Genomic DNA, 26,066 nt, shown 5'->3' with positions numbered 1-26,066 from the left:
GATGTCGTTTCCCTGATATCCCTTGGGGAAACCGGTTCCGAAGGTGCCCCTTGTCCGCGACCCCGGATTACAGCGTTCTGAATGGCAAGCGCTTGCTGCTGGTCATTTCCGGCGGCATCGCGGCGTATAAATGCCTGGAACTGATCCGCCGGCTGAAGGAACGCGGCGTTCGCGTCCGCGCCGTTCTGACCGAGGGCGCGCAGCAATTCGTAACACCCCTGTCCGTGGCCGCCCTGTCGGAGGAAAAGGTCTACACCGACCTGTTCTCCCTGACCGATGAGTCGGAGATGGGGCACATCCGCCTGTCGCGCGAGGCCGACCTGGTGGTGGTAGCCCCGGCCAGCGCCGATATCCTGGCGCGCGTGGCCGCCGGCATGGCCAATGACTTGGCGACCACGGCGCTGCTGGCCACGGACAAGCCGGTGATGGTGGTACCGGCCATGAACGTCATGATGTGGACCAACCCCGCCACCCAGGCCAATGTCCGCACGCTGGAGCAGCGCGGCGTCCGGCGCCTGGGGCCCGCCGCCGGCGACATGGCCTGCGGCGAGGTCGGCTCCGGCCGCATGGTGGAACCGATGGAGATCGTGGCCGGCATCGCCGCCTTCTTCGCGGAACAGTCGGCGCCGAAACCGCCCGTGGGTGATCTGCTGGCGGGGCGCCGCGCGGTGGTGACCAGCGGCCCCACCCATGAACCCATCGACCCCGTGCGCTACATCGCCAACCGGTCCTCCGGCAAGCAGGGCCACGCCGTGGCGGCGGCCCTGGCGGCGCTGGGCGCCGACGTGACCCTGGTCAGCGGCCCTGTGACCCTGGCCGACCCGCCCGGCGTGCGCGTGGTGCGGGTGGAGACGGCGGCCGAGATGCTGGCCGCCAGCCAGTCCGCCCTTCAAACACCCGACGGGCCGGCCGACATCGCCGTCTGCGCTGCCGCCGTGGCCGATTGGCGCGTGGCGACCGCCGCGGGTGACAAGCTGAAGAAGGGCCCGGACGGCCCACCCACCCTGACCCTGGCGGAGAACCCCGACATCCTGGCCACCTTGTCCCAGGCCGGCCCGGCGCGACCCCGCCTGGTGGTGGGCTTCGCCGCCGAGACGCGCGACGTGCTGACCTATGCTGCCGCCAAGCTGGCCAAGAAGGGCTGCGACTGGATCGTCGCCAATGACGTGGCGACCGGAACCGGCACCTTCGGTGGTGACGACAACCAGGTGCATCTGCTGCGCCGGGGCGCGGAACCCGAGGCCCCTCTGATCGAAACCTGGCCGCGTCTGTCCAAGACCGAGGTGGCGGTGCGCCTGGCCCAGGCCATCGCCGACACCCTGCCGCCCCCCATCGCCCTTTCAACAAGCAACAACAGTCCGGAACCCGTTTGATGACCGAAGCCGTTACCGTCGCCGTCACCCGTCTGCCCCATGGCCGGGACCTGGACCTGCCGGCCTATGCCACCGCCCAGGCCGCCGGCCTGGACCTGATGGCGGCCGTGTCGGCCCCGGTGGTGATCCCGCCCCTGGGCCGCGCGCTGGTGCCCACGGGCCTGGCCATTTCCCTGCCGGTGGGCTTCGAGGCGCAGGTGCGCCCGCGGTCGGGCCTGGCGCTGAAGAACGGCGTCACGGTGCTGAACGCCCCGGGCACGGTGGATGCCGATTACCGGGGCGAGGTGGGCGTCATCCTGGTGAACCTGGGGGACCAGCCCTTCACTGTCGAGCGCGGCATGCGCATCGCACAGATGGTGATCGCCCGCCACGAGCGCGCTCAGTGGAAAGAGGTGGACAGCCTGGATGAGACCGCCCGGGGCGCCGGGGGCTTCGGCTCCACCGGCGTCACCGCGACCGCCACCGGCCGGGCGGGCTGATAAAAATGGGGGAAGGGATGCTGCGGATTTCCAAGAAGCTGATGTTCGCCATCGAGGTGGTGCTGGACATCGCCTACAACGCCGGCTCCGAACCCGTGCAGTCGGGTGAGATCACGGCGCGGCAGGGCATCCCCAAGCGTTACCTGGAACAGGTGCTGCAGGCCCTGGTGCGGGCGGGCATACTGGCCGGCGTGCGCGGCCCCCGGGGCGGCTACCGTCTGGCGCGTGAACGCCGCCGCATCACGGTGGGTGAGATCGTACGCATCGTCCGCGCCCTGGAACAGGCCACCGATCCCATGGAAGAGGCGGTGGGGGCCGAGCTGGGCCGGCAGGTGGTGCGCCCGCTGTGGGCCGAACTGCAGGACGACTGCATGCGCCGCCTGGACCAGACCACCATTGAGGATCTGTGCCTGCGCGCCCACCGTGCCGGCATCGAAAGCGAAGCGACCCACAAGCTGGACTTCAGCATCTAAGGAAGGGATCGAACCATGGCTGACACCGCCCCCAGCGCCGCCTTCCGCGGCCGCGTTTACGACAGCATCCTGGAAACCGTGGGCGCCACCCCCCTGGTGCGCCTTAAGCGCCTGGCCGCCGCCCACGGCGTGAAGGCCGACATCATCGGCAAGTGCGAGTTCTTCAATCCGCTGTCCAGCGTGAAGGACCGCATCGGCCTGGCCATGATCGAGGCCGCCGAGGCCGACGGCCGCATCTCTCCCGACCGCACCCTGCTGATCGAGCCCACCTCGGGCAACACCGGCATCGCGCTGGCCTTTGTGGCCGCGGCCAAGGGCTACCGCCTGATCCTGACCATGCCGGAAAGCATGTCGGTGGAACGCCGCCGCATGCTGAAGCTGCTGGGCGCCGAGATCGTGCTGACCCCGCCGGCCCAGGGCATGAAGGGCGCCATCGCCAAGGCGGAGGAGCTGGCGGCCGAGGCCGGCGACGCCTACATCCTGCAGCAGTTCAAGAACCCGGCGAACCCGGAGATCCACCGCCGCACCACGGCCGAGGAGATCTGGACCGACACCGCCGGCGGGGTGGACTTCCTGATTTCCGGCGTGGGCACCGGCGGCACGCTGACCGGTGTGGCCAGCGTGATCAAGGAGCGCAAGCCCAGCTTCAAGGCCGTGGCCGTGGAACCGGAGGACAGCCCCGTGCTGTCCGGCGGCCTGCCGGGCCCGCACAAGATCCAGGGCATCGGCGCCGGCTTCGTGCCCGACATCCTGGACACCCACCTGATCGATGAGGTGCTGCGCATTTCCAACCAGCGCGCCTTCGAGACGGCGCGCGAGGTGGCCAAGCTGGAAGGTGTCGCCGTCGGGATCAGCTCCGGCGCCGCCCTGGCCGCCGCCCTGGAACTGGGCGCCCGCCCGGGGAACGAAGGCAAGCAGATCGTCGTGATCCTGCCCAGCTTCGCCGAGCGTTACCTGTCCACCGGCCTGTTCGACGGCCTGGATTGATCGGCCTGGATCGGCGCTAAGGGGGGACCGGTCACAGCGCCGGTCCCCCTTTTTTCCGCTAGGTTCATTCCTTACTTAATCTAGGCCGCGACTGCGGTCGCCGGAGCGAGCACCGCAGGGCGCTGCGAGGATAGCCAAGCGGCCGGATGGCCGCGCCCGGCGCTTGAGGGCGCGATGGACTTTAATGACTCACAGATCGAGCGCTATTCCCGCCACATCATCCTGAAGGAGGTCGGTGGGGAGGGGCAGGCCAGGCTGCTGGCCAGTTCCGTCCTGGTGGTGGGCGCCGGCGGTCTGGGCGCGCCGCTGTTGCTGTACCTGGCGGCGGCCGGGGTGGGACGCATCGGCATCGTCGACGACGACACGGTCGATCTGTCCAACCTGCAGCGACAGGTGGTGCACGACATGGCCTCGCTGGGCCAGGCCAAGGTGGACAGCGCCGCCGCCCGCTTGCGCGCCATCAACGCCGACGTGGTGGTGGAGGTGCACCGGACGCGCCTGGCCCCCGGCAACGTCCGGCAGTTGATACGGGGTTACGACATCGTGGCCGACGGGTCGGACAATTTCGCCACCCGCTTCCTGCTGAACGACGCCTGCTATTTCGAGCACCGCACGTTGGTGTCGGCCGCCATGCTGCGCTTCGATGGGCAGATTTCCACGTTTAAGGCCCACGAAGGCCACCCCCATCCCTGCTACCGTTGCGTCTTTCCCGAACCGCCGCCGCCGGGCCTGGTGCCCTCCTGTTCCGAGGCGGGGGTGCTGGGTGCGCTGGCCGGTACGGTGGGATCCCTGCAGGCGCTGGAGGTCTTGAAGGAGCTTCTGGGCATCGGCGACAGCCTGTCCGGCCGCCTCATGCTCTATGACAGCCTGGGGGCCTCCTTCCGCACCGTTCGGGTGAAGCCGGACCCCGACTGCCCGCTGTGCGGCAGCCACCCGAGCATCACCGCCCTGCCCGGTGAAACGGGGCCGGGGGAAGAGACAGCATGACGACCACTCAACCGGGGCTTTCCATCGTGCTGCACTCGGGCGGCTTCGACCGGGTGCATTACGCCCTGGTCATGGCCACGGCGGCGGCGGCCATCGGCCGCCCCGCCCTGCTGTTCGTCACCGGTCGCGCCCTGCGCCTGTTGCTGGCGGGCGACGGCTGGATGGGCCTGGACCCGGCGGATGACGGCAGCACCGCCATCGAGCGCGAGCGGCAATTCGCGGAGACCAACGTCGCCACCCTGGCGGAGCTGACCGAGTCGCTGGACCCCCTGGGGGTGCGCGTCATGGCCTGTGAGATGGGCTGGCGCGTGCTGGGGCTGGACAAGCCGGCGCTGCGTCCCGATGTGACGGTGGAAACGGCGGGGGTGGTGACGCTGTTGCAGGCGACCCCGCCAGGCGCCCATCTTATCCACCTGTGATCCGCCCAGCCTGAGAGCGCTCCGCCATGCCTGAATTGCCCGAGGTCGAAACCGTGGCCCGGGGCCTGGCCCTGAAGATGGAGGGCCGCACGCTGGTGCGCGTGGCCCAGCACCGCCCCAACCTGCGCACGCCCTTCCCACCCGGCTTCGTCCAGCGCCTGACGGGCCGCCGCGTGGCCGGCATCGGCCGCCGGGCAAAGTATGTGCTGGTGCGCCTTGAGCCTGGTTCCGGTTCGGGGAATGACACGCTGCTGATCCACCTGGGCATGTCGGGCAGCATGGTGGTCAGCCGGGGGCCTGCCGGCGCGCCCGGGGCGCACGACCATGTGGTCATGGAAACGGACGACGGCGCCGTCGTCACCTTCAACGACCCTCGCCGCTTCGGCCTCATGGACCTGATCGCGGACGGGGAGGTGGACAGCCATCCTCTGCTGGCCAAGCTGGGGCCGGAGCCGCTGGGCAACGCGTTTGACGCGGATACGCTGTCTGCGCGCCTGGCCGGCAAGATGACGCCCATCAAGGCAGCGCTGCTGGACCAGCGCGTGGTGGCCGGGCTGGGCAACATCTATGTCTGCGAGGCGCTGTTCCGCTCCGGCATCAGCCCCGAACGATCGGCCGCCAGCGTGGCGGGCAAGGACGCCCAGCGGCTGGTGCCGGCCATCCGCGACGTGCTGACCGAGGCCATCGCCGCCGGCGGCAGCTCCTTGCGCGATTACGTCCAGTCGGATGGCGAGCTGGGCTACTTCCAGCACTCCTTCGCCGTTTACGGACGGGAGGGCCAGGCCTGCCCCGGTTGCGACTGCGACGTGGCCCGCACGGGTGGCGTGCAACGGTTGGTGCAGGCCGGCCGGTCCAGCTTCTTCTGCGCACGGCGGCAGCGCTGACGCATGCGGCCTTGGCCGTTGATGGGCGGCCCGCCATGCTTCACCTTATCGCCCAGCGAACCTCGCCGGCCGAACTTTGCCGGCCTCCCTGGCCCCCCGCGTGAGCCCTGAATGCGCCTTGTCCTCGCCGCCGCCGTTTCCATCCCCCTGCTCTTGGCCGCTGGGCCGGGCGGCGCTGGACCGGTGGAGCCGGGCTTTGTGCCGGGGGTGGAGGATTTGCCCTTGATGCCGGGGCTGATGGCACCGGCCAACGCGGCGGTGGTTTTCGACCAGCCGGAAGGCCGCATTGTCGAGTCGGCGGCCCAGGGCGACGTCAGCGCCGCCGCCATCACCGCCTTCTACGCCCAGACCCTGCCGCAGCTGGGCTGGCACCCCTCCGGCGACGGCCGCTGGGCGCGCGAGGGGGAGAAGCTGGAGATCACGGCGACCCGCGACGGCATGGGCAGCCGGGCGGAAACCGTGGTGCATTTCATTCTGCGCCCGCAGTAGCCCGCTTTCGAAGTGCGCCCCAAGGGAAAGGGTATGTTTAAAGTAAAAGACGCATGATCTTGGGGTGCGGCGACAGAATCGCCCATATCTGGTTTTAGACTCGTTGAATCCGGGGGGCCGGGATGTCCAAAGCAAGGGCATGTCCGCCGGATTTTGGTCTAGTCTGGCGCGGTTTTTAGGGCCGTGCCGCTTGACGGTTTCGTGGGGAGGGGGTATAAGCCCGGCCTTCCACGGCAAGGGTCGTGTTCGAAAAGGGTTTGTCATGGCTAATCATAAGTCCGCTGAAAAGCGTATCCGTCAGACGGAAGTCCGTACCGAAGTGAACCGGGCCCGCGTGTCCCGTATCCGCACCTTCGTGAAGAAGGTTGAGCTGGCCCTGGAAGCCGGCGACAAGGCCGCCGCCGCCGAGGCGTTCAAGCTGGCCCAGCCGGAAATGATGCGTGGCGTCTCCAAGGGCGTGCTGCACCGCAATACGGTGTCGCGCAAGATTTCCCGTCTGTCTCTCCGCATCAACGCTCTGGGCTGATAAGCCGGCCGCGCCGATCGCGCGGGCCCTCGGGGCCCGGCGCATGAGGCGGGGTCCCAGCTCTTGACCGTGGATTGGATGAGGCCGCGTCCTGCCGGACACAGGCGGGGGCGCGGCCTTTTCCTTGTCCGCTCGTCGTTACTGCGTTCATCCTCACCTATTCTTCCAGAATAGTCCGAAGGGCCGGTGACGGGCGGCGGGTGCGAGCATCATTCGGTCTTTTTTGCTTGTTCCCTTTTCGAGCCTATTGCGAGTCCCGGACGGCCCGACTAGCATCTCCGGATGTGCGGGGTCGTTCTCCTCGATGAAGTAATCAAGCGGCGGAAACGCCCGCGCAGACCGATGGCAGATGTACATTGATGCTGACGCTTGGCGCTCTACATCACTCTGGCGTTGGTAGATTTCTGAATCTTTGAAGAAGATCATGCATCTACGGGAGATTCTTTAAAACGAATCCCGTGAGGTGGGCGGTTTTGTTTGCGTGTGTGGGTTTTGGTCTGCCTGGTGTTTCAGCGGAATGATGCCGGACGGGGCGGGGCGATGCCTCAAACCCAGTGCCGGTAAACGTTCCGGTGGGAGGAAAGGTGGTCACGGAACCAGCCGGGACAGGGCCGACGACAGGGGCTGACGAAGCGGGGTTAGGGCGGCGTTGGAAAGGGTGGGACCTTGCGTGGTCCACCGCCTTTTTCCATCATCATCCATCGTGCCGGCTGTCCAGCCGGCTCCCATGCCTTCGTTCGGCTCCGGGCTCGTCGCCCGGACCTCCGGCCTTCATGAGGCACCTGCCGGGGTGATGCATCCCGGGATGACCTGTCTCATGGGGGAACCGGGCTTTCCCGGCATAAGGTTCCGGTCCGATTTGATCCGGTTGTCAGGCCGGCTATCGATGGCCGGTGTCGTCTTATTTGATTGTCCGGGTCCGGAAGGCGTTGGGGCAGGAGCGAAGCGGGAATGTCGGTTCAGGCATCTCTGGATCAGCAATGGGCGCGCATCAGCGGGCGCCTGAAGGACGAGGTGGGTGAAACCGCGTATCGCAGCTGGCTGAAGCCGCTGACCGTTGAGGATTTCATTGGCGGCCAGGTGCGCATTGTCGTGCCCACGCGCTTCATGCGCGACTGGATCCGCACCCATTACGCCGATCGCATCCGCGCCCTATGGTCGGGCGAGAATCCCGGCGTCCAGTCCGTGGAAATCGTCGTGGCCCCCCCGCGCAACGACGCCTCGCTCGGCGGCGCCCTGACCACAACCCCGCGCGCCGCCGCCAACGCCACCACCGATGCTGGGCCGCTGGCGGAAACCGGCATCGGTCACCTGCCCACATATGACGAGGTCGAGGCGTCCGCGTCCCTCAACGGCGGCTTGCATGGCGGCCTGAACGGGGTTGCCGAGGCGCCGGCCCTGCCCGCCTTCATCGCCGGAAACGGCCTGGGGGAGGAGCGCGACGATGTCTCGGCCCTGCTGGACCCGCGCTTCACCTTCGAGAATTTCGTGGTGGGCAAACCCAACGAGCTGGCGTTCGCCGCCGCCCGCCGCGTGGCCGACGCCAACGCCGTGACCTTCAACCCGCTGTTCCTGTACGGCGGCGTGGGCCTGGGCAAGACCCACCTGATGCACGCCATCGCCTGGCACATCCGCAAGAAGGACCCCGCTCGCCGGGTGATCTACCTGTCGGCGGAAAAGTTCATGTACCAGTTCATCCGGGCGCTTCGGTACAAGGACACGATGGCGTTCAAGGAGCAGTTCCGCTCCGTCGACGTGCTGATGATCGACGACGTGCAGTTCATCAGCGGCAAGGACAGCACCCAGGAAGAGTTCTTCCACACCTTCAACGCCCTGGTGGACCAGAACCGCCAGGTCATCATCTCCGCCGACAAGAGCCCGTCCGACCTGGAAGGCATGGAGGAGCGCCTGCGCTCCCGCCTCGGCTGGGGACTTGTGGCCGACATCCACCCGACGACGTACGAGCTGCGCCTGGGCATCCTGCAGTCCAAGGGCGAGCAGATGCGGGTGCAGATTCCGCAGAAGGTGCTGGAGTTCCTGGCCCACAAGATCACGTCCAACGTGCGTGAGCTGGAAGGCGCCCTCAACCGCATCGTGGCGCATGCTGAGCTGGTGGGCCGCGCCATCACCCTGGAAAGCAGCCAGGAAGTGCTGCACGACCTGCTGCGCGCCAGCAACCGCCGGGTGACCATCGAGGAAATCCAGAAGAAGGTGGCGGAGCATTACAACATCCGCCTGGCGGACATGAGCTCCGCCCGCCGTGCCCGCGCCGTGGCCCGCCCGCGCCAGGTGGCGATGTACCTGTCCAAGCAGCTGACCGCCCGCTCCCTGCCCGAGATCGGCCGCAAGTTCGGCGACCGCGACCACACCACCGTGATGCACGCCGTGCGCAAGGTGGAAGAGTTGTGCGCCACCGACCCGACCTTTTCCGAGGACGTGGAACTGCTGCGGCGCATGCTGGAAGGCTGAGGGGCGGCTTGGCGGAACAGTCAAGGCCCGCCCTAATGTACCCGGTCCGCTCCCTTCCTTGATCGGGGTGCCATCCTGACCTCCCCCCTGGCGATCTCACTGCCCCAGGCGCTGGCCTTCCGCCTGGACCGCCAGCATCTGCTGGCCCCGGCGCCCGACATGCTGACGGCGGCCGGCACGCTGCTGGGCGCCCAGGCCCAGGTGCAGTCCGCCGCCATCCTGCAATTGCGGGCGCGCACGGCCGCCCTGGCCGATGCTGATGTGGCCAGGGCCCTCCATGACAGCCGCAGCTTGGTCAAGCTGTGGGCCCAGCGCTCCACCTTGCATCTGGTGCCTACGGCCGACCTGGGCGACCTTTTGGCCCTGCGCCGCCTGAAGCAGCCGGAGTACCACGCGTGGTACAGCCGCGAGGGCCTGCCCCCGACCGGGTGGCGACGCTGATCGACGCCGTGGTCCGGGCCCTGGCCGATGGGCCGCACAGCCGCATGGACCTGTCCCGCCGGCTGGTGCCGCAGCTGGGTGACTGGGCCCGGCCCTGGTTGGAGCACAGCTGGGGTGGGGTGCTGAAGCTGGCCTGCGCCCTGGGCCATCTGTGCCATGGTCCCCTGCGTCCCGACGATAACGAGGCCGCCTTCGTGGGCCTGCCCGCCTGGCTGGGCCAGGCGGTGGCGCCGGCGGACAGCGCGCGGGGCGTGGCAAATTTCCTGCGCCGCTATCTGGCAGCCTATGGTCCGGCGACGCCGGCCGACTTCCGCAAGTTCGCCGGCATTCCCGCCGGCCCCTGCCGCCAGGCTTTCCAGGACCTGGCGGGCGAACTGCTGGCGGTGGAGATGGACGGCCGTCCCGCTTACATCCTGGCGCAGGACGAGGCGGCGGCGCGCGCCGCCGAGATGCCGGCCGGCCACCTTGCGGTGCTGCCCCTGTTCGATCCCTGGCTGCTGGCCCACGCCGACACCGCCCAGGTGGTGGATGCCAGGCACCGTACCGCCATCTACCGCCAGGCCGGCTGGATCTCGGCCGTGGTGCTGCGCCAGGGGCGGGTGGCGGCGACCTGGACCCATCGCCGCCTGGCCGTCCAAGGCCAGCCGGCGTGGGAGGTGGAATTGGCGCCGCTGGGCCGGCTCACCAAGGCGGAACGGCGGGTCGTCCTGGGCCGCCTGCGCCACCTTTCGGGCGGCCTGGACGCGCGATACGCGGGCGGATGATCCCCCTTTCGGACAGGCGGCGACTCGGCCTTCCGAATGGCTCTGGAATCGGTCGAAAACGCTGTCGCCGCGCGGGGCTTGTGCTATGGTGACCACCCCTTTTTCCAGGCCCTGTGGGGGGGCCTTAGGGGATTCAAGGCAAACAATCGCCGCGCCTCACAGGGGCGACGGGTCAGCACAAGCGGAACGGCATGAAGATCACCATCGAACGCGCGGCTTTGCTCCGGTCTCTCGGTCATGTTCAGAGCGTGGTGGAGCGTCGGAACACCATTCCGATCCTGTCCAACGTCCTGCTGAAGGCGGAAAACGGTGAGCTGGCGCTGACCGCCACCGACATGGATCTGGAGATTGTGGAATCCGTGCCGGCCGACATCGCGCGTCCCGGTTCCGCCACGGCCCCCGCCCACACCCTGTACGACATCGCCCGCAAGCTGCCGGATGGCAGCCAGGTGGAACTGGACTTCACCGCCGACACGCTGACCCTGCGGTCCGGCCGGTCGCAGTTCCGCCTGGGCGCCCTGCCGGTGGAGGATTTCCCCGTCATGGCCGGCGGCGACACCGGCCACCGCTTCAGCCTGTCGGCCAGCGACCTGAAGATGCTGGTGGATCGCACCAAGTTCGCCATCTCCACCGAGGAGACGCGCTACTACCTCAACGGCATCTACCTGCACGCCTCCAAGGCCAAGACCGGTGCCGCTGAAATCCCCGTGCTGCGCGCCGTGGCCACCGACGGCCATCGCCTGGCCCGGGTGGAGATGGCCCTGCCGGACGGCGCCGGCGGCATCCCCGGCGTCATCGTCCCGCGCAAGACCGTGATCGAGGTCCGCAAGCTGCTGGACGAGGCGGCGGACCGCATCGAGGTGCAACTGTCCGACACCAAGGTGCGCTTCGCGTTCGACAGCATCGTGCTGACCAGCAAGCTGATCGACGGCACCTTCCCGGACTATGAGCGTGTCATCCCCACGGGCAACGACAAGGTGATGGAGGTCAACGCCGGCCAGTTCGCCGCCGCCGTCGACCGCGTCGCCACCATCTCCACGGAAAAGAGCCGGGCGGTGAAGCTCAGCCTGGACCGCGGCATCCTGACCCTGTCGGCTTCCAGCCCCGAGGCGGGTTCCGCGACGGAAGAGATCGAGGTCAGCTACGACAACACCGCGCTCGAGATCGGCTTCAACAGCCGCTACCTGCTGGACATCACCCAGCAGATCGAGGGCGAGGGGGTTCGCTTCACCCTGGCCGACGCTGGCTCGCCCACCGTGGTGCGCGACGTGGCCGATGGTTCGGCCCTCTATGTCCTCATGCCAATGCGCGTTTGAGGTCCTGGGGTCCCCGGGGCGGCAGTAGCGGTTGCTGGCCAATATGGGCGCCATGTCCACAGAAGAGCCGCCCCTGACGGGGAAGCCGGAGGGCGCCCCTCATGAGCATGGGGGGGCGGTGCCCGCGCCATTCGCGGCGCTGGCCGTCACGCGGCTGACCGTCACCCGCTTCCGCTCCTACGCCCAGGCCCGCCTGACGCTGGACCGGCGGCCGGTGGCGCTGACCGGTCCCAACGGCGCCGGCAAGACCAACCTGCTGGAGGCCGTCAGCTTTCTGGCCCCCGGGCGCGGCCTGCGCCGCGCCAAGCTGGGCGACGTGGAACGCCTGCAGGCCCCGGGCGAAACCTGGGAGACGCCGGGCTGGGCCGTGGCCGCCGAGGTGCAGACGCCGTTGGGCGCGGTGGAGATCGGCACCGGCCGCGACCCCAACGGCGCCCCGGGCAGCGAGCGCCGCGTGGTGCACATCGATGGCCGCCCGGCCAAAAGCCAGATGGCGCTGGCGCAATATGTTTCCTGCGTCTGGCTGACGCCGCAGATGGACCGCCTGTTCGTGGAGGGGGCGGCCGGCCGCCGCCGCTTCCTGGACCGGCTGGTGTTCGGCTTCCATCCCGAGCATGCCGGCCACCTCAGCCGCTTCGAACAGGCCATGCGCGACCGCATCCGCCTGCTGCGCGAGGGGGGCGACCCCTCCTGGCTGACGGTGCTGGAGGATCAGATGGCGACCAACGGCATCGCCGTGGCCGCCGCCCGCCGCGACGTGACCGCCCGCCTGGCCGCCGCCTGCCGCCGGGGCGTGGGGCCCTTCCCGGCGCCGGGCCTGGCCCTGACCGGCACTCTGGACGGCTGGCTGGCCGACCGGCCGGCGGTGGAGGCGGAGGACACGCTGCGCCGGGCCCTGGCGGAGGCGCGGCGGATCGACGCGCACGCCGGCACCACCACCGTGGGCCCGCACCGCAGCGACCTGGCCGTGACCTACCTGGCCAAGGGCATGCCGGCGGACCTGGGCTCCACCGGGGAGCAGAAGGCCCTGCTGATCGCCATCGTGCTGGCCAACGCCCGGCTGATGGCGGCCGAGGGCGGGGCGCCGCCCCTGCTGCTGCTGGACGAGGTGGCCGCCCACCTGGATGCCGAGCGCCGCACCGCCCTGTTCCAGGAGGTGCTGGCCACGGGGTCCCAGGCGTGGATGACGGGCACCGACGCCGCCACCTTCGCCGAGCTGGGGACCGCCGCCAGCCACGTCCGGGTGGTTCCGGACGAAACCGGCGGCGGCGTGGTGGTGGGCGCCGGATAGGCCCCTGGCGCTTTCGAGAGTCCGCGGAATGGGGGGCTGCGATCCCCCTTGGTTATGACGGTTTTGCCCCTGGGCGACGCGATATCTGGTAGAGTGTATCCATGGCACAAGAAGCTCTGACGACCCCCGACTCCGCCGCCGAGGATTACGGCGCCAGCTCCATCAAAGTGCTGAAAGGCCTTGATGCGGTGCGCAAGCGTCCCGGCATGTACATCGGCGACACCGACGATGGTTCCGGCCTACACCACATGGTGTACGAGGTCGTGGACAACGCCATCGACGAGGCGCTGGCCGGCTATTGCACGCGGGTGGACGTCATCCTGAATCCCGATGGCTCCTGCACCGTGCGCGACGACGGCCGCGGCATCCCCGTGGACATCCATGCGGAGGAAGGCGTGTCGGCGGCCGAGGTCATCATGACCCAGCTGCACGCCGGCGGTAAGTTCGACCAGAACAGCTATAAGGTCTCCGGCGGCCTGCACGGCGTGGGCGTGTCCGTCGTGAACGCCCTGTCAGAAATCCTGGACCTGCGCATCTGGCGCCAGGGCCGGGTGTGGGAGATGCGCTTCGCCCATGGTGAAGCACAGGCGCCGCTGGCCAACACCGGCCCCGCCCCGCTGAAGGCCGACGGCCGCCCTCTGTCCGGGACAGAGGTGACCTTCCTGCCGTCCAAGGCCACCTTCACCAAGACCGAATTCGACTACCAGACGCTGGAACACCGCCTGCGCGAACTGGCGTTCCTGAACTCCGGCGTCACCCTGTTCCTGACCGACGCGCGGGGGGTGGAGCCCAAGTCGTGCGAACTGCATTACGAGGGCGGGCTGGAGGCCTTCGTGCAGTGGCTGGACCGGTCCAAGACGCCGCTGCACAAGCCGGGCATCGCGCTGCGCGCCGAACGGCAGAGCGACCTGGGCGGCACCATCGGCGTGGAAGTGGCGCTGCAGTGGAACGACAGCTATCACGAGAGCACGCTGTGCTTCACCAACAACATCCCCCAGCGTGACGGCGGCACCCATCTGGCGGGATTCCGCGCGGCGCTGACCCGCACGCTGAACAACTACGCCAACGAGAGCGGCATCGCGAAGAAGGAGAAGGTGAACCTCTCCGGCGACGACATGCGCGAGGGCTTGACCTGCGTGCTGTCGGTGAAGGTGCCCGACCCCAAGTTCTCCAGCCAGACCAAGGACAAGCTGGTCTCCTCCGAGGTCCGCCCGGTGGTGGAGGCGGTGGTGGCCGACGCCCTGGCGACCTGGCTGGAAGAGCATCCGGGCGACGCCAAGCGCATCATCGGCAAGGTGGTCGAGGCCGCCGCTGCCCGCGAGGCCGCGCGCAAGGCGCGTGAACTGACGCGGCGCAAGGGCGCCTTGGACATGGCCTCGCTGCCCGGCAAGCTGGCGGATTGCCAGGAACGCGACCCGGCGCTCAGCGAACTGTTCCTGGTCGAGGGTGACTCGGCCGGCGGCTCCGCCAAGCAGGGCCGCTCGCGCCAATTCCAGGCCATCCTGCCCCTGCGCGGCAAGATCCTGAACGTGGAGCGCGCGCGCTTCGACAAGATGCTGTCCTCGGCCGAGATCGGCACCCTGATCGCCGCGCTGGGCACCGGTATCGGGCGTGAGGAGTTCAACGCGGAAAAGGCGCGCTATCACAAGGTCATCATCATGACCGACGCCGACGTGGACGGCGCGCACATCCGCACCCTGTTGCTGACCTTCTTCTATCGCCAGATGCCCGAGCTGATCGAGCGCGGCTACCTCTACATCGCCCAGCCGCCGCTGTACCGCGTGAAGCGCGGCACGGCCAAGGAACGCTACCTGAAGGACGACCGGGCGCTGGACGATTACCTGATCGGCCAGGGGCTGGAGGACGTGACCCTCAGGGCCGCGGATGGCAGCGAGCGCCTGGGTGGGGAGCTGCGCGACGTGGTGGAGCAGGCCCGCTCCGCCCGCCACCAGCTGCAGGCCCTGACCCGCAAGGTGGGCAACGCCTCCGTGGTGGAACAGGCGGCCGTGGCCGGCGCCCTGTCCATGACCCTGCTGACCGACGACGCGCGGGCCGATGAACTGGCCCGCGTGGTGGCGGACCGCCTGAACCGCATCGAGGCCCAGGCCGCCCAGGCGGCCGGCAATGCCGGCGAGGGCGCCACCGTGGGCGTGGGCGCCTGGCAGGGTGAGCGCGCGCGCGAGGGCGGCCTGATGCTGTTCCGCACCAGCCGCGGCGTCACCCACCGCCACATCCTGGACGCCGACGTGCTGAAGAGTGTGGAGGCCCGCCGCCTGGACGCCATGGCCGACTTCCTGAAGACGGTCTTCACCGACGCCGCCACCCTGACTTACCGCGGCCGCACCACCCGCACCATCGTCGGCCCCACCGGCCTGATGGACGCGGTGCTGGAACAGGGCCGCCAGGGCCTGGCCATCCAGCGCTACAAGGGCCTGGGCGAGATGAACCCGGACCAGCTGTGGGAAACCACGCTGGACCCCAAGATCCGCTCGCTGTTGCAGGTCAAGGTCACCCACGTGGACGAGGCGGAAGAGGTGTTCTCCACCCTCATGGGCGACATCGTCGAACCCCGCCGCGACTTCATCCAAGAAAACGCGCTGAAGGTGGCGAACCTGGACGTTTGATCCGCCTTTTACTGTGCAATGAAAGAAAAGCGCCCCGGGACGCGAATCCCGGGGCGCTTTTCTTTGACGCTGTCAGGCGTCATGCCAACTGCAATTCCACGTCGATGTTGCCACGGGTGGCCTTGGAGTAGGGGCAGAGCTGGTGGGCCTGCTCGATCACTTGGCTCGCCACGGCGCGGTCCAGGCCGGGCAGGCTGATGGTCAGGCGGGCCTGCAGGAAGAAGGCGTCGCCGCCCTTGCCCAGGTCGACCTCCGCATCCACGGCGGTCTCGGCCGGCAGGCTGACCTTCAGCACCTGGGCGGCGCGGTTCATGGCGCCGATGAAGCAGGCGGACCAGCCGGCGGCGAACAGCTGTTCCGGGTTGGTGCCGGGGCGGCCGGAACCCGGGGGCGACAGGGTGACGTCCAGCTGGCCGTCGCTGCTGCGGGCATGGCCGTTGCGGCCGCCCTGGGTGTGGGTCTTGCCGGTGTACAGGACGGTGTCGATCTGGCTCATGGTCTGGATTCCTCAGTGTGGGGGTGAAGGGCGGTGAGGGTATTTTAATCGTGTCCGATATAATCGGATGAACGGAAGATGGCCCGGATGGCGCTTATTGTCAATATATCCGATTAGATCGCGTACGACTTTTCATTGGAAAAGAATGCCCCCTCAGATGCGAGCCTTGGCCCGGTCTCAGGGGGCGTTGATCGGAGACGTGAGAGCGGCGGGACGGGGCCTTAGCCGTGGCGGCGGGCGTAGGCCAGTTCCGCCGCCAGTTCGGCGACGATCTGGGCCGCCGGCAGGAAGCGGGCCAATGGGGCGCCCTGGCCGGCCCATTGCGCGCCATAGCCGGTGTCGCCGGCGGCCTTGGCGGCGGCGTTCAGCGCCTTGCCGGCGTCGTAGGCCACCGGGTAGGCGGGCACCGCGTCCGGCGGCAGGCTCTCGCCAAGGCGCGTGAAGGCGTTGGCCAGGCTGCGCGCCGGCCGGCCGGAAATGGCGCGGGTCATGATGGTGTGGTGAGCCGCCGGGCCCTTCAACGCGGCGCGATAGCCGGCGTCGGCCGCCGATTCGTCGGCGCTGACGAAGGCGGTGCCCAACTGCGCCGCGCCGGCACCCAAGGCCAGGACTGCGGCGATGCCGGCGCCGTCCATGATGCCGCCGGCGGCGATGACCGGCACGGCCAGGTCGCGGGCCAGCAGGCGGGTGAGGGCCAGGGTGCCCAGCCGGTCGTCCGGGACGTCCGGATCGAACACACCGCGATGGCCGCCGGCCTCATAGCCCTGGGCCACCACCGCGTCCATGCCCGCCGCCACCGCCTGGCGCGCCTCATCCAGGCTGGTGGCGCTGGCGACCAGGGCGATGCCGGCGGCGCGCAGGGCGCGGACGCGGCCGGCGTCCGGCAGGCCGAAATGGAAGCTGACCACGGCCGGCCGTTCCTCCAGCAGCATGGCCAGCATGGCGTCATCGGTGCGGAAGGTGGGATAGATCTCCCGCAGTTCGGCCGGCGGGGTGGCGCCGAAGCGGTCGAACAGCGGCCGCAGACGGTCGATCCAGGCGGCCTCGCGCGCGGCGTCGCGCTGGGCCGGCTGGTGGACGAACAGGTTGACGCCGAAGGGACGGCTGGTCCGCTCCCGCACCGCGCGGATCATGGCGCGGGCCTGGTCGGGCGTGCTGGCGCCCAGGCCCAGGGAGCCCAGGGCGCCGGCACCCGACACCGCCGCTGCCATGGGCGGAGTGGAAACGCCGGCCATGGGGGCCTGGATGAGGGGGATGTCGATCTTCAGCAGGTCCAGCAGGCGGCCTGCGGCGGCGGGGGTGGACATGGGATGTCTCCTATCCGGAACAGCTGATGAAAGATATACCGGGGATGCATTAATTGGCATCCCCGGCTTCCCGCGATCAGGGCGCGGTCAGGGGACGGCCGCCTTGCGCCGGCGGTACTCCGTCACGGGCAGTCCGCCCCAGCCCCAGTTTTCCAGCGGCACCTCCTCGATGACGACGAAGGTGCTGTCCAGCGGCTTGCCCAGGACCTCAAGCATCAGCGCGCTGGCACCCTTGATCAGGGCTGCCTTCTGTTCCGCTGTGGTGGCGTCGGCGCCCGGCGCCGTGCCTTCGCGGGTGATCTGGATGGTGACGACAGGCATGATGGCTCTCCCGCCTTCCTAGAGTTAGTGACCAGCGCTCTGGCCGCCGTCGACGTGCAGGATCTCACCCGTCACGAAGGGGGCATTATCCAGGTAGAGGATGGCGCTCACGATGTCGGCCATCTCCCCCATGCGGCCCACCGGGTGCTGCTTGCCCAGCCACTCGTGGGTAGACGGGTCGTGCATCGGGGTCTTGATGATGCCGGGGGAGACGGCGTTGACGCGAATGCCCCGGCCGGCGAACTCGATGGCCAGCGACTTGGTGGCGGCGTTCAGCCCGCCCTTGGTCAGCGAGGCCAGGACCGAGGGCACGCCGGAATTGGCGTGGTCCACCAGGCTGGTGGTGACCTGCACCACATGGCCGCCGTTGCCCTGCTTCAGCAGCTGGGCGATGACCAGCTGGGTGATGTGGTGGAAGCCGTTCAGGTTGGTGGACAGGACGCGGGCGTAGTCTTCGTCCGTGTAGTCGGTGTAGGGCTTGGCGATGAAGATGCCGGCGTTGTTGACCAGGCTGTCGATGCGGCCGAAGCGCTCCAGCGCCGTGGCGACCACGCGCTCCGCCGTTTCGCGGCTGCCGATGTCGCCGGCCACGGTAGCTACGTTCGGATCCTGCGAGGGCTGGATGGTGCGCGAGGTGGCGACGACACGATAGCCCTGGGCGATCAGGCCGGCGACGGTGGCGGCGCCGATGCCCTGCGAGGCGCCGGTGACGATGGCGACTTTTCCAGTGGTGCTCATGATGGAAACTCCTTCGGGATCGGTTGCGGGCGATCGTCCTTGTCGACGACGTTGCCCTGTGGATGACCCGAAAGATGCGCTCCGGCTGGTTGCGGGTGAACGCCCGGCCGGCGGCAGACATTCTTGCGCCGCGAGGAAGAGTGCGGTGTTTAAAGGGACTTGAGGGGAGGCGGGCACAGTTGGGCGAAATGGGCCCTTAGGCGCGGCACGGCATAATCGGCGAAGGCGCGCACCTTGGGCACGGACAGGCGCCCCGGCGGCGCGATCAGGTGCACCGGCACCGGCTCATGCTCATCCCGATCCAGGATGACTTTCAGGCTGCCGGCCGCCAGCTCCGCCGCGATGTGGTAGGAAAACAGGCGGGTCACGCCCCGCCCCTCCACCGCCGCGGCGGCGGCCGCGCGAATGGTGTTGACCACCAGGCGGGGGGTGAAGCTGACGGTGCGGGGCACCGCCGACCCGGGCACCGGCGGGAAGCTCCATGTCTCCAGCCCGAAATGGGTCATGGCTACGATGGCATGGCGGGCCAGGTCCGACGGCTGTTCGATGGCCGGATGGCTTTCCAGGTAGCGGGGCGAGGCCGCCACCACCCGCCGCACCTCTCCCACCCGGGTGGCGACCAGGGCCGAGTCCGCCAGGTAGGAGATGCGCAGGGCCAGGTCCATACCCTCATCGATCAGGCTGACCGGGTGGTCGATCATGTTCAGGCGGACGGACACCTCGGGATAGGCGTCCATGAAGCCCGCCACGATGGGGCCCAGCACGTTCTCCCCCGCCGCCACCGGGGCGGTCACGGTCAACAGGCCGCGGGGCGCCGAGCGTTCGCCGGCGGCCAGCATGTCCGCCTCATCCAGTTCCGTCAGCACGCGGCGGCAGGCGATGGCATAGCGCTCCCCGGCCTCGCTCAAATGCAGGGAGCGCGTGGTCCGGTGCAGCAGCGCCGCGCCCACATGCCCCTCCAGGAAGGCGATGGCCCGGCTGACGGCGGCGGCCGAGCGGCGCATGCGGCGGGCGGCGCCAGCTAGGCTGCCCTCATCCACGGCGGCCACGAACACCCTCATCGCGTCGATACGGTCCATTGGGAGAGGCTCTCGCAGGCGGGTGGGGTTGGCTCCCACGATAGAGCCGGAACGCAACGGTTGGAATGGGGCATCGTCCGGGGCGCTTATGCTATGGATGCGCCCGACGCTTTCGTCCCTTGGAGCACCGTGCCGCCGTGACCACCCTGATCCTGTTCATCGTCCTGGCCTTCGCCTACCGCTTCGCCATGCTCGCCGTCTCCATCCGGCATGAAAAGGCGCTGCGCGCCGCCGGTGCTGTGGAGCACGGCGCGCGCAACACCCTGGCGCTGACCATCGCCCACATCGCCTTCTACCTGTCGGCGACGGTGGAGGGGCTGGTGCGCGCCGCGCCCGTCGACGCCGTCAGCGGCTTCGGCTTCGCCATCTACCTGTTCGGCGCCATCATGCTGCTGGTGGTGGTGCGGCTGCTGGGCCGGCTGTGGACGGTGAAGTTGCTGATCGCGCGCGATCACCAGCTGGTGACCCATCCGCTGTTCCGCTTGGTGCGGCACCCCAATTATTTCCTGAACATCCTGCCGGAACTGGTGGGCTTCGCCCTGACGCTGCACGCCTACTGCACCCTGGTCGCCGGTCTGGTCGTCTATCTGGTGCCCCTGACCATCCGCATCCGGCAGGAGGAACGGGCCATGCGCGAGACCTTCGCCGCCTATTGATCCGCCGCGACGGGAAAAATCGCTGGACCCAGGAGGTTGCCGACCCCACCTCAATGGGCGCAAGGCCATAGGGATGGGATCAGAGGGACAGCATGACCGCGGGTGAGGCCACTGACAGTCACGCTGCCGCCGCGATCCCCCGGCCTCACAAGGTTTCCGACATCCTGTCAGCCCTGGCGGCCGACGAACGGCGGGACCGTATCGCCATCGGCGACCTGCTGACGGCGCTGAGCGACCGCGCGGTGGGGGCGCTGATCTTCGTCTTCGCCGTGCCCAACGCCCTGCCCATGCCGCCCGGCACCTCCGCCGTGCTGGGCCTGCCGCTGGTGTTCCTGACGGCGCAGCTGGCCCTGGGGCGCAAGCCCTGGCTGCCCCGCTTCATTTCCAGCCGGTCGCTGGCTCGCAAGGATTTCGCCGCCATGATGGCCAAGGTGGCGCCCTGGCTGGCCAAGGCGGAACGCATGCTGAAGCCCCGCCTGGGCGTGCTGGCCCGCCCGCCGGTGGAACATGCGGTGGGGCTGGTCTGCTTCCTGCTGGCGCTGATCCTGTTCCTGCCCATACCGCTCGGCAACATGCTGCCGGCCGTGGCCATCAGCCTGGTGGCCCTGGGGGTGCTGGAACGGGACGGGGTATGGGTGCTGCTGGGGCTGGGCACGGCGGTGACGTCCGTGGCCGTCGTCTGGGGCGTGCTGGTGGCCCTGCTGAAAAGCGGGCTGTTCCTGCTGGAGCATACGCTGGGCCTGTAGGGCCGACGCCTGCTTCAGTGCGTGCCGGCGGCCGACTTCTCGATACGGTTGATATGGTCCAGGCCGGGCAGGATTTCGGAGCGCACGAATTCCACCCGCTTCATGGGTCCGCCGCCGCCATGGGGAAAGCGGGCCTTCCACAGGGCCATCTTGACCGCCAGGCCGCACAGCACGCCGCCGATGGTGACATGGTGGGCGGACAACTGGGCGCGGACGGAGCGGAAGCTGTCGGCGTTGATGTCGTGCCAGAAATCCTTGCTGCGCCGGTCAAACGCCTCGAACCGCCCGGTGATGGAGGTGGTGATGCCCGTCAGCATGCGCATGACGTCGCCGATCATCTTCATCAGCAGGCGGTCGCGGGTGATCATCTCGCTCTTGGTGGCCTCGTTCACCCAACCCATGAAACGCTGTACCTCCGGCACCAGGCCGTCCAGGCAGCTGCGGAAATAGGCCAGCGACAGGAAGACGTCGCCGTATTCCTCCAGGAAGTTGGGGATGTCCTGCAGCTGCACGTTCAGCTTCTGCGACAACAGGGTCAGGTTGCGCAGCGCCTCTTCCCGGTCGGGGTTGGCCAGCAGCTGGAACAGGTCGGCGATGTCGTTGATGGGGCGCTGTTCCGACCCGTAGACCTGCTGGATCAGCGGCAGGGTGAAGTCGCGCATATAGGTGGTCAGTTCCAGCCGCTTGCCGGCGGACAGGCGCAGGTAGTTGACGTCCTCCACCGGGATACCCAGGCGGCGAAGCTCAATGCGCAGGCTATAGACGTCGTAGCTGTTCAGCTGGGTCAGCCGGTGGATCTGCGCCATGTCGGTGCGCATTTCCTTGGCGTGCGAGGGGTACATGGTGGCCAGGTGTTCCGGGTTCACCTGGCCGCTGCCGGCCGACCGGTCCTGGAACACCTCCACCACCGTCTCCAGCCGCGCGTTCTTGATCAGCCGCGCCCGCTTCAGGCCCGGCGTCTGCACCGGGATCATGCCCAGCGGCAGGATGTGCAGCGCGTCGCGGTCGTCATCGGCGAACAGGCCATCATCGCCCGACGACGAAATCGTGGGCGGGAATTCCTCGGCGGTGGCCTCGCTGTCGGAAGGGGCGGGAGAAGACGTCAACGGGGCGGGATCCGGGAGGCAGCAGGATAGCGGTAACGGCGCCCTATGTCGGCCGCCTCGACCTTGCGTCAGGTATAGACGACGGGGGGTGAGGTCAAGGGTGCCCACGCAAGGATTTAGGTGCCGCCGGACATGCCCGCCTTGTGTCGCATCCACCCTCACTTGGGCGGTACCCCACCCCCCTGGATATTTGCGCGGGGGCCTCGGCCTCGCATACAGTGGGCCACAGGTACAAGGTGTGGGCCTTGGGATCATTTCTCCAATGAGCTGCTTTGTGAACAGATGGGCCGGGTCGGTGCCATGCGCCAGTCGGTGATGGGCGCCCTTGCCGGCTTGGCGGCCCTGCAACTGGGGCTGGCGGTCGTGGACATGCGGACGGCTTGGATCCAGGCGCGTGACGCGCAGAACGGCCATGCCCTGGTGCTGGCCGCTCGGGGGCTGGCGGGCGCGCTGGATATCCAGTCGGCGCAGTGGACGGCCTCATACCTGGCCTTGCAGGCGGCGGGGACGTTGCCTGCGTCCCCAGCCGTCACCACCCCCGCGGCCAGCCCCCCTGCGGTTGCCCCTTCCGCGGATGATCTGGCGGAAAAACGGCGGCAGGCGGACCAGGCGTTGGACGCGGCGCTGGAGGCGCTGCCCGCCAATGCCGCGCTGGACACCGCACGCCAGCGGCTGGCCGGGATACGTCAGGAGCTGGCGGGGCCGCGCCGTGCGGTGGACCAGATGCTGCATCGGGCCGGCGGCGACCGCGATCCGCCTCTGCTACGCAATTGGCTGGCGGGGGAAAGGGCGCTGGCCACGGCCGAGGGCCGCTTGGCGCGCGAGGTCGTGGCCACCGCCGCCCACAGCCTGCCCAGCGCCGACGCCGTCCTGGCCGGCGACGCGCTGGCGGCCCGCCGGGACGCCGACCTGGCGTGGGCGGACGCGTTGATGCAACCATCCGCCGCCACGACCGCCCCCCTGTTGGACTGGCCCGCGTCCTCGCGGCCCGACGATGGCTTGGCCGTGGCCCTGGCTCGTTTCACCGCCGCCTTGAATGGCCGGCGCGCGCCGGAGGAGGTGATGACGGCGCTCACCGGTATCGGCGCCGTGGCGGACGGGGCGTTGGACCGCTGGGCGGCGATGCCCGTCCCCGCCGCCGGCTGGGCGGCGATCAAGGCCGGGGCGCCGCTGACCTTGGCGGCCCTGTTGACGCTGGCCATCCTGGTGACCTTGCGCCAGGGCGTGTTCCTTGCCGTGTCGCGCACCGCCCGGCTGATGCGCGACTTGGCGGAGGGGCAGGTGGCCCAGGCGCCGGCGCTGCTGCCGCGCCTGGGGCGCGATCCCCTGGTGGCGGAGCTGCATTCGGCGCTGGCCCTCTACTGGTCCCACGCCCGCCGCATCGAACGAGAGACCCAGCGCCGGGAACGGGCGGAGCGGCTGCTGACAGTTGAACGCAAGGTGCTGGGCATGACCGCCGGGCGCGCGCCCCTGTCGGCCGTGCTGTCGGCCCTCTGCTCCGGCATGGAGGCGGAGCTGGAGGGCGGGCTTTGCTCCATCGTGCTGGTGGATGCTGAGCGGCGCCACATCCAGACCGGCGCCGCCCCCAGCCTGCCGCCGGCCTTCGTGCGCGCCGTCGACGGGACGGAGGTGGGGGCGTCCGTCGGGTCCTGCGGCACGGCCATCTACCGGGGCGAGCCGGTAATCGTCACCGACATCGCCAGCGACCCGCTGTGGCGGGAGTTCCGGCAGGCAGCAGCAGAGGCCGGCGTTGCCGCCTGCTGGTCCCTGCCCATCCTGGCTGGTGACGGTCATCCCCTGGGCGCCTTCGCCGTCTATTTCCGCACCCCACGGTCGCCCGAGGGCTGGATGCTGGACCTGGCGCGCCGGGCCAGCCGGCTGGCCGCCGTCGCCATATCGGCGGAGCGGGCGGCGGAAGAGGTGGAGCGGGCCAAGGCCGCCGCCGAGCTGGGCAACCGCACCAAGACCGAGTTCCTGGCCAACATGAGCCATGAGCTGCGCACGCCGCTGAACGCCATCATCGGATTCGCCGAGGTGCTGGAGAATGACCTGCGCCGCGTTCCCGACCAGGCGACCAACACCGGTTATGCCGGTGACATCGTGGCCAGCGGTCGCCACCTGTTGGCCATCATCAACGACATCCTGGATGTTTCGAAGATGGAGGCGGGCAAGGTCGAGCTGCGCGAGCGGGTATGCGACGTGGGCGCGCTGGTGGCGGGGTGCGAGCGCATCGCCCGCGCCCGCGCCATGGAAAAGCGCATCGACCTGGTGGTGGCCATGGCGCCCGGGCTGCCCCCGCTGTTGGCTGACGACGTGAAGATCAAGCAGATCCTGCTGAACCTTCTGTCCAACGCCGTGAAGTTCACGGACCCGGGCGGCACCGTGTCGCTGACCGCCACCATCAATCCCGAGGCCCAGCTGGTCATCGCCGTCACCGACACCGGCATCGGCATCGCGGCGGAGGACCTGTCCAAGGTCTTCGTGCCCTTCCAGCAGATCGACAACGTCTACGCCCGCACGACGCAAGGCACCGGCCTAGGCCTGTCCCTGTCCAAGGGCTTGGCCGAACTCCATGGCGGCCGGCTGGACATCGCTTCGCAACTGGGCCAAGGCACCACCGTCTCCCTCATCCTGCCCAGCCAGCGTCTGCTGACAGGCGGCGCCGGCGAGGACGGCCGTCCCAGCTTGTCGCCCGGCGTGATGGCGGCGGCGTTGGGGGACAAGGGCGCCTGACAAGGGCTTGCTCGGCGGCAGACGCCCTCGACAGAGGGAAGGTCAAATGAAAAGGCGCCGAAAGCGCAGTGCTTCCGGGCCTTTCCCCCACCGCTTCCGCGACGGACAAGGTCTCGAAGAAACTTAGATGTAGTAGGACGCCAGCGGCGAGAAGCCGTTGAAGTTCACCGCCGAGTAGGTGGTGGTGTAGGCGCCGGTCGCCAGGATGTCGACCTTGTCGCCGATGCGCAGGTCCACCGGCAGGCGATACTCCGTCTTCTCGTACAGCACGTCGGCGCTGTCGCAGGTGGGGCCGGCCAGGATGACGGGCTCGGCGGCGCCGCCGTCATGGGGCGTCTGGATCTTGTACTTGATGGCCTCGTCCATGGTTTCGGCCAGGCCGCCGAACTTGCCGATGTCCAGGTAGACCCAACGGCGCTCGTCCCGGTGCGACTTGCGCGAGATCAGCACCACTTCCGACCGGATCACGCCGGCGTTGCCCACCATGCTGCGGCCCGGCTCGATGATGGTCTCGGGCAGGCGATTGCCGAAGTGCTTGCGCAGCGAGGCCTCGATGGCGTTGCCATACTCGCCCTCGCTGGGGATGTCCTTCAGGTAGCGGGTGGCGAAGCCGCCGCCCAGGTTCACCATGCGCAGCATCACGCCCTTTTCTTCCAAGGCATGGAAGATCTCGGCTGTCTGGGCCAGGGCCTTGTCCCACTGGGTCAGGTCGCGCTGCTGCGAACCGACGTGGAAGGACACGCCGTAAGGCACGACGTTCATGGTGGAGGCGGCCAGCAGCAGCTCCGTCGCCATCTCCGGCTCGCAGCCGAACTTGCGCGACAGGGGCCAGTCGGCACCCTCGCCCGAGGTCAGGATGCGGCAGAAGACGCGGGCGCCGGGGGCATGCTCCGCGATCTTCTCCAGCTCTTCCATGCTGTCGAAGGCGAACAGGCTGATGCCCAGGGCATGGGCGCAGGCGATGTCCGACGCCTTCTTGATGGTGTTGCCGAAGCTGATGCGGTCAGCGGTGGCGCCGGCGGTCAGGCAGTACTGGATTTCCGGGATGCTGGCGGTGTCGAAGCAGGACCCCCGCTCGACCAGCAGCTTCAGGATTTCCGGCGCCGGGTTGGCCTTCACGGCATAGAAGATCCGGGCCTCGGGCAGGGCGTCGTGCAGGTTGGCGTAATTGTTGGCGACGACGTCCAGGTCGACCACCAGGCAGGGCGTGGCGGGCGTGTTCTCAGCGAAAAAACGAGCGATCTTCTCGGTCATCGATGACTCCGAGGCCAAAAGGCATATCAGGGGATGGATCGGGAATGGGGGCTTAACCGGGCAATGGCCCGGGTCCGTTCAGGCGTGCCAATAAAGCGGCCGGCCCGA

25 protein-coding genes are annotated in these 26,066 nt (G+C 68.8%); 18 read left to right on the top strand and 7 right to left on the bottom strand.

The features are described from left to right. The first annotated feature begins 50 nt into the window (after nt 1–50). The 15 genes from coaBC (at nt 51) to gyrB (ending at nt 15,522) form a co-directional block, all read left to right on the top strand. The gene (gene coaBC / locus P5F91_RS06880) at nt 51–1,373 is read left to right on the top strand and encodes a bifunctional phosphopantothenoylcysteine decarboxylase/phosphopantothenate--cysteine ligase CoaBC (protein ID WP_277906872.1); all 1,323 of its coding nucleotides are present in this window, start codon (nt 51–53) and stop codon (nt 1,371–1,373) included. Then, nucleotides 1,373–1,852: a dUTP diphosphatase gene (gene dut, locus P5F91_RS06875; protein ID WP_186454754.1), complete on the top strand. Its 480-nt coding sequence runs from the start codon at nt 1,373–1,375 to the stop codon at nt 1,850–1,852. The genes coaBC and dut overlap by 1 nt, the downstream gene beginning before the upstream one ends. A 17-nt stretch (nt 1,853–1,869) precedes the next feature. Further along, nucleotides 1,870–2,325, top strand: a complete 456-nt coding sequence (locus tag P5F91_RS06870; protein ID WP_004273531.1) for an RrF2 family transcriptional regulator — start codon at nt 1,870–1,872, stop codon at nt 2,323–2,325. Nucleotides 2,326–2,340: 15 nt separating this feature from the next. Then, nucleotides 2,341–3,312 (top strand): cysteine synthase A, encoded by a 972-nt coding sequence (gene cysK, locus P5F91_RS06865; protein WP_145610934.1) that lies wholly within the window; start codon nt 2,341–2,343, stop codon nt 3,310–3,312. Nucleotides 3,313–3,486: 174 nt separating this feature from the next. Then, complete coding sequence (locus P5F91_RS06860) at nt 3,487–4,299, top strand: HesA/MoeB/ThiF family protein (RefSeq protein WP_277906871.1); 813 nt, start codon at nt 3,487–3,489, stop codon at nt 4,297–4,299. Further along, the gene (locus tag P5F91_RS06855; protein WP_277906870.1) at nt 4,296–4,718 is read left to right on the top strand and encodes a DsrE family protein; all 423 of its coding nucleotides are present in this window, start codon (nt 4,296–4,298) and stop codon (nt 4,716–4,718) included. The genes P5F91_RS06860 and P5F91_RS06855 overlap by 4 nt, the downstream gene beginning before the upstream one ends. A 26-nt stretch (nt 4,719–4,744) precedes the next feature. Then, nucleotides 4,745–5,602, top strand: coding sequence for a bifunctional DNA-formamidopyrimidine glycosylase/DNA-(apurinic or apyrimidinic site) lyase (gene mutM, locus P5F91_RS06850; protein ID WP_277906869.1), 858 nt, complete (start codon nt 4,745–4,747; stop codon nt 5,600–5,602). Nucleotides 5,603–5,713: 111 nt separating this feature from the next. After that, complete coding sequence (locus tag P5F91_RS06845) at nt 5,714–6,091, top strand: hypothetical protein (protein WP_211106942.1); 378 nt, start codon at nt 5,714–5,716, stop codon at nt 6,089–6,091. A 262-nt stretch (nt 6,092–6,353) separates the two neighbouring features. Further along, a complete protein-coding gene (rpsT, locus tag P5F91_RS06840) occupies nt 6,354–6,617 on the top strand; it encodes a 30S ribosomal protein S20 (protein WP_088872298.1) in 264 nt (87 codons plus the stop codon). Nucleotides 6,618–7,568: 951 nt separating this feature from the next. Then, nucleotides 7,569–9,086 (top strand): chromosomal replication initiator protein DnaA, encoded by a 1,518-nt coding sequence (gene dnaA, locus P5F91_RS06835; RefSeq protein ID WP_277906868.1) that lies wholly within the window; start codon nt 7,569–7,571, stop codon nt 9,084–9,086. Nucleotides 9,087–9,245: 159 nt separating this feature from the next. Further along, entirely contained in the window at nt 9,246–9,527 is a 282-nt protein-coding gene (locus P5F91_RS06830) for a DNA glycosylase AlkZ-like family protein (RefSeq protein WP_277906867.1), read from the top strand. Continuing rightward, a complete protein-coding gene (locus P5F91_RS06825) occupies nt 9,482–10,291 on the top strand; it encodes a DNA glycosylase AlkZ-like family protein (protein ID WP_277906866.1) in 810 nt (269 codons plus the stop codon). Before P5F91_RS06830 ends, P5F91_RS06825 begins: the two co-directional genes overlap by 46 nt. 191 nt (nt 10,292–10,482) lie before the next feature. Next, on the top strand, nt 10,483–11,607 hold the full coding sequence (gene dnaN / locus P5F91_RS06820; protein ID WP_145610940.1) for a DNA polymerase III subunit beta: 1,125 nt from the start codon (nt 10,483–10,485) through the stop codon (nt 11,605–11,607). A gap of 52 nt (nt 11,608–11,659) precedes the next feature. Further along, a complete protein-coding gene (gene recF, locus P5F91_RS06815; protein ID WP_277906865.1) occupies nt 11,660–12,898 on the top strand; it encodes a DNA replication/repair protein RecF in 1,239 nt (412 codons plus the stop codon). A 101-nt stretch (nt 12,899–12,999) separates the two neighbouring features. Next, nucleotides 13,000–15,522, top strand: coding sequence for a DNA topoisomerase (ATP-hydrolyzing) subunit B (gyrB, locus tag P5F91_RS06810; protein WP_277906864.1), 2,523 nt, complete (start codon nt 13,000–13,002; stop codon nt 15,520–15,522). Between the two features lie 79 nt (nt 15,523–15,601). Here the strand turns inward: gyrB and P5F91_RS06805 are convergent, their stop codons facing one another. The 5 genes from P5F91_RS06805 to P5F91_RS06785 form a co-directional block, all read right to left on the bottom strand. Beyond that, a complete protein-coding gene (locus tag P5F91_RS06805) occupies nt 15,602–16,018 on the bottom strand; it encodes an organic hydroperoxide resistance protein (protein ID WP_145610944.1) in 417 nt (138 codons plus the stop codon). Nucleotides 16,019–16,239: 221 nt separating this feature from the next. After that, nucleotides 16,240–17,325 carry an NAD(P)H-dependent flavin oxidoreductase gene (locus P5F91_RS06800; protein WP_145610945.1) on the bottom strand — a complete coding sequence of 362 codons (1,086 nt, stop codon included), beginning with the start codon at nt 17,323–17,325 and terminating at the stop codon, nt 16,240–16,242. An 87-nt stretch (nt 17,326–17,412) separates the two neighbouring features. Beyond that, a complete protein-coding gene (locus P5F91_RS06795) occupies nt 17,413–17,646 on the bottom strand; it encodes a tautomerase family protein (protein WP_145610946.1) in 234 nt (77 codons plus the stop codon). 24 nt (nt 17,647–17,670) lie between these two features. Next, entirely contained in the window at nt 17,671–18,384 is a 714-nt protein-coding gene (locus tag P5F91_RS06790) for an SDR family NAD(P)-dependent oxidoreductase (RefSeq protein WP_277906863.1), read from the bottom strand. 149 nt (nt 18,385–18,533) lie between these two features. Further along, entirely contained in the window at nt 18,534–19,463 is a 930-nt protein-coding gene (locus tag P5F91_RS06785) for a LysR family transcriptional regulator (RefSeq protein WP_277906862.1), read from the bottom strand. Nucleotides 19,464–19,600: 137 nt separating this feature from the next. Between P5F91_RS06785 and P5F91_RS06780 the strand changes: the two genes are divergently transcribed. Beyond that, complete coding sequence (locus P5F91_RS06780; RefSeq protein ID WP_211106943.1) at nt 19,601–20,119, top strand: isoprenylcysteine carboxyl methyltransferase family protein; 519 nt, start codon at nt 19,601–19,603, stop codon at nt 20,117–20,119. A gap of 92 nt (nt 20,120–20,211) precedes the next feature. After that, nucleotides 20,212–20,865 carry an exopolysaccharide biosynthesis protein gene (locus P5F91_RS06775; protein WP_145610950.1) on the top strand — a complete coding sequence of 218 codons (654 nt, stop codon included), beginning with the start codon at nt 20,212–20,214 and terminating at the stop codon, nt 20,863–20,865. A gap of 14 nt (nt 20,866–20,879) precedes the next feature. Here P5F91_RS06775 and P5F91_RS06770 read toward each other — a convergent pair whose 3' ends face one another. After that, nucleotides 20,880–21,971, bottom strand: coding sequence for a hypothetical protein (locus P5F91_RS06770; RefSeq protein ID WP_145610951.1), 1,092 nt, complete (start codon nt 21,969–21,971; stop codon nt 20,880–20,882). 282 nt (nt 21,972–22,253) lie between these two features. On the opposite strand from P5F91_RS06770, the gene P5F91_RS06765 reads away from it, so the two are divergent. Continuing rightward, entirely contained in the window at nt 22,254–24,704 is a 2,451-nt protein-coding gene (locus P5F91_RS06765; protein ID WP_277906861.1) for an ATP-binding protein, read from the top strand. 123 nt (nt 24,705–24,827) lie between these two features. Here the strand turns inward: P5F91_RS06765 and P5F91_RS06760 are convergent, their stop codons facing one another. Beyond that, nucleotides 24,828–25,958, bottom strand: a complete 1,131-nt coding sequence (locus tag P5F91_RS06760) for a type III PLP-dependent enzyme (protein ID WP_277906860.1) — start codon at nt 25,956–25,958, stop codon at nt 24,828–24,830. Nucleotides 25,959–26,066: the final 108 nt, after the last annotated feature.

Origin of the sequence: Nitrospirillum amazonense (genome assembly GCF_029594735.1) — a bacterium.
GTDB lineage: Bacteria > Pseudomonadota > Alphaproteobacteria > Azospirillales > Azospirillaceae > Nitrospirillum > Nitrospirillum amazonense.
Note: the sequence above shows the minus strand (reverse complement) of the source record. Positions and strands in the feature narration are given on the sequence as shown.

Bases quoted from the DNA above. Each gene is read 5' to 3' on its own strand.
- P5F91_RS06855 (WP_277906870.1), top strand. From the start codon at position 4,296: ATGACGACCACTCAACCGGGGCTTTCCATCGTGCTGCACTCGGGCGGC.
- P5F91_RS06860 (WP_277906871.1), top strand. From the start codon at position 3,487: ATGGACTTTAATGACTCACAGATCGAGCGCTATTCCCGCCACATCATC.
- dut (WP_186454754.1), top strand. From the start codon at position 1,373: ATGACCGAAGCCGTTACCGTCGCCGTCACCCGTCTGCCCCATGGCCGG.
- P5F91_RS06790 (WP_277906863.1), bottom strand. From the start codon at position 18,384: ATGAGCACCACTGGAAAAGTCGCCATCGTCACCGGCGCCTCGCAGGGC.
- P5F91_RS06870 (WP_004273531.1), top strand. From the start codon at position 1,870: ATGCTGCGGATTTCCAAGAAGCTGATGTTCGCCATCGAGGTGGTGCTG.
- mutM (WP_277906869.1), top strand. From the start codon at position 4,745: ATGCCTGAATTGCCCGAGGTCGAAACCGTGGCCCGGGGCCTGGCCCTG.
- cysK (WP_145610934.1), top strand. From the start codon at position 2,341: ATGGCTGACACCGCCCCCAGCGCCGCCTTCCGCGGCCGCGTTTACGAC.
- P5F91_RS06800 (WP_145610945.1), bottom strand. From the start codon at position 17,325: ATGTCCACCCCCGCCGCCGCAGGCCGCCTGCTGGACCTGCTGAAGATC.
- P5F91_RS06775 (WP_145610950.1), top strand. From the start codon at position 20,212: ATGACCGCGGGTGAGGCCACTGACAGTCACGCTGCCGCCGCGATCCCC.
- rpsT (WP_088872298.1), top strand. From the start codon at position 6,354: ATGGCTAATCATAAGTCCGCTGAAAAGCGTATCCGTCAGACGGAAGTC.
- P5F91_RS06760 (WP_277906860.1), bottom strand. From the start codon at position 25,958: ATGACCGAGAAGATCGCTCGTTTTTTCGCTGAGAACACGCCCGCCACG.
- dnaA (WP_277906868.1), top strand. From the start codon at position 7,569: ATGTCGGTTCAGGCATCTCTGGATCAGCAATGGGCGCGCATCAGCGGG.
- P5F91_RS06765 (WP_277906861.1), top strand. From the start codon at position 22,254: ATGGGCCGGGTCGGTGCCATGCGCCAGTCGGTGATGGGCGCCCTTGCC.
- P5F91_RS06805 (WP_145610944.1), bottom strand. From the start codon at position 16,018: ATGAGCCAGATCGACACCGTCCTGTACACCGGCAAGACCCACACCCAG.
- dnaN (WP_145610940.1), top strand. From the start codon at position 10,483: ATGAAGATCACCATCGAACGCGCGGCTTTGCTCCGGTCTCTCGGTCAT.
- P5F91_RS06795 (WP_145610946.1), bottom strand. From the start codon at position 17,646: ATGCCTGTCGTCACCATCCAGATCACCCGCGAAGGCACGGCGCCGGGC.
- P5F91_RS06830 (WP_277906867.1), top strand. From the start codon at position 9,246: ATGCTGACGGCGGCCGGCACGCTGCTGGGCGCCCAGGCCCAGGTGCAG.
- P5F91_RS06785 (WP_277906862.1), bottom strand. From the start codon at position 19,463: ATGGACCGTATCGACGCGATGAGGGTGTTCGTGGCCGCCGTGGATGAG.
- P5F91_RS06845 (WP_211106942.1), top strand. From the start codon at position 5,714: ATGCGCCTTGTCCTCGCCGCCGCCGTTTCCATCCCCCTGCTCTTGGCC.
- gyrB (WP_277906864.1), top strand. From the start codon at position 13,000: ATGGCACAAGAAGCTCTGACGACCCCCGACTCCGCCGCCGAGGATTAC.
- recF (WP_277906865.1), top strand. From the start codon at position 11,660: ATGTCCACAGAAGAGCCGCCCCTGACGGGGAAGCCGGAGGGCGCCCCT.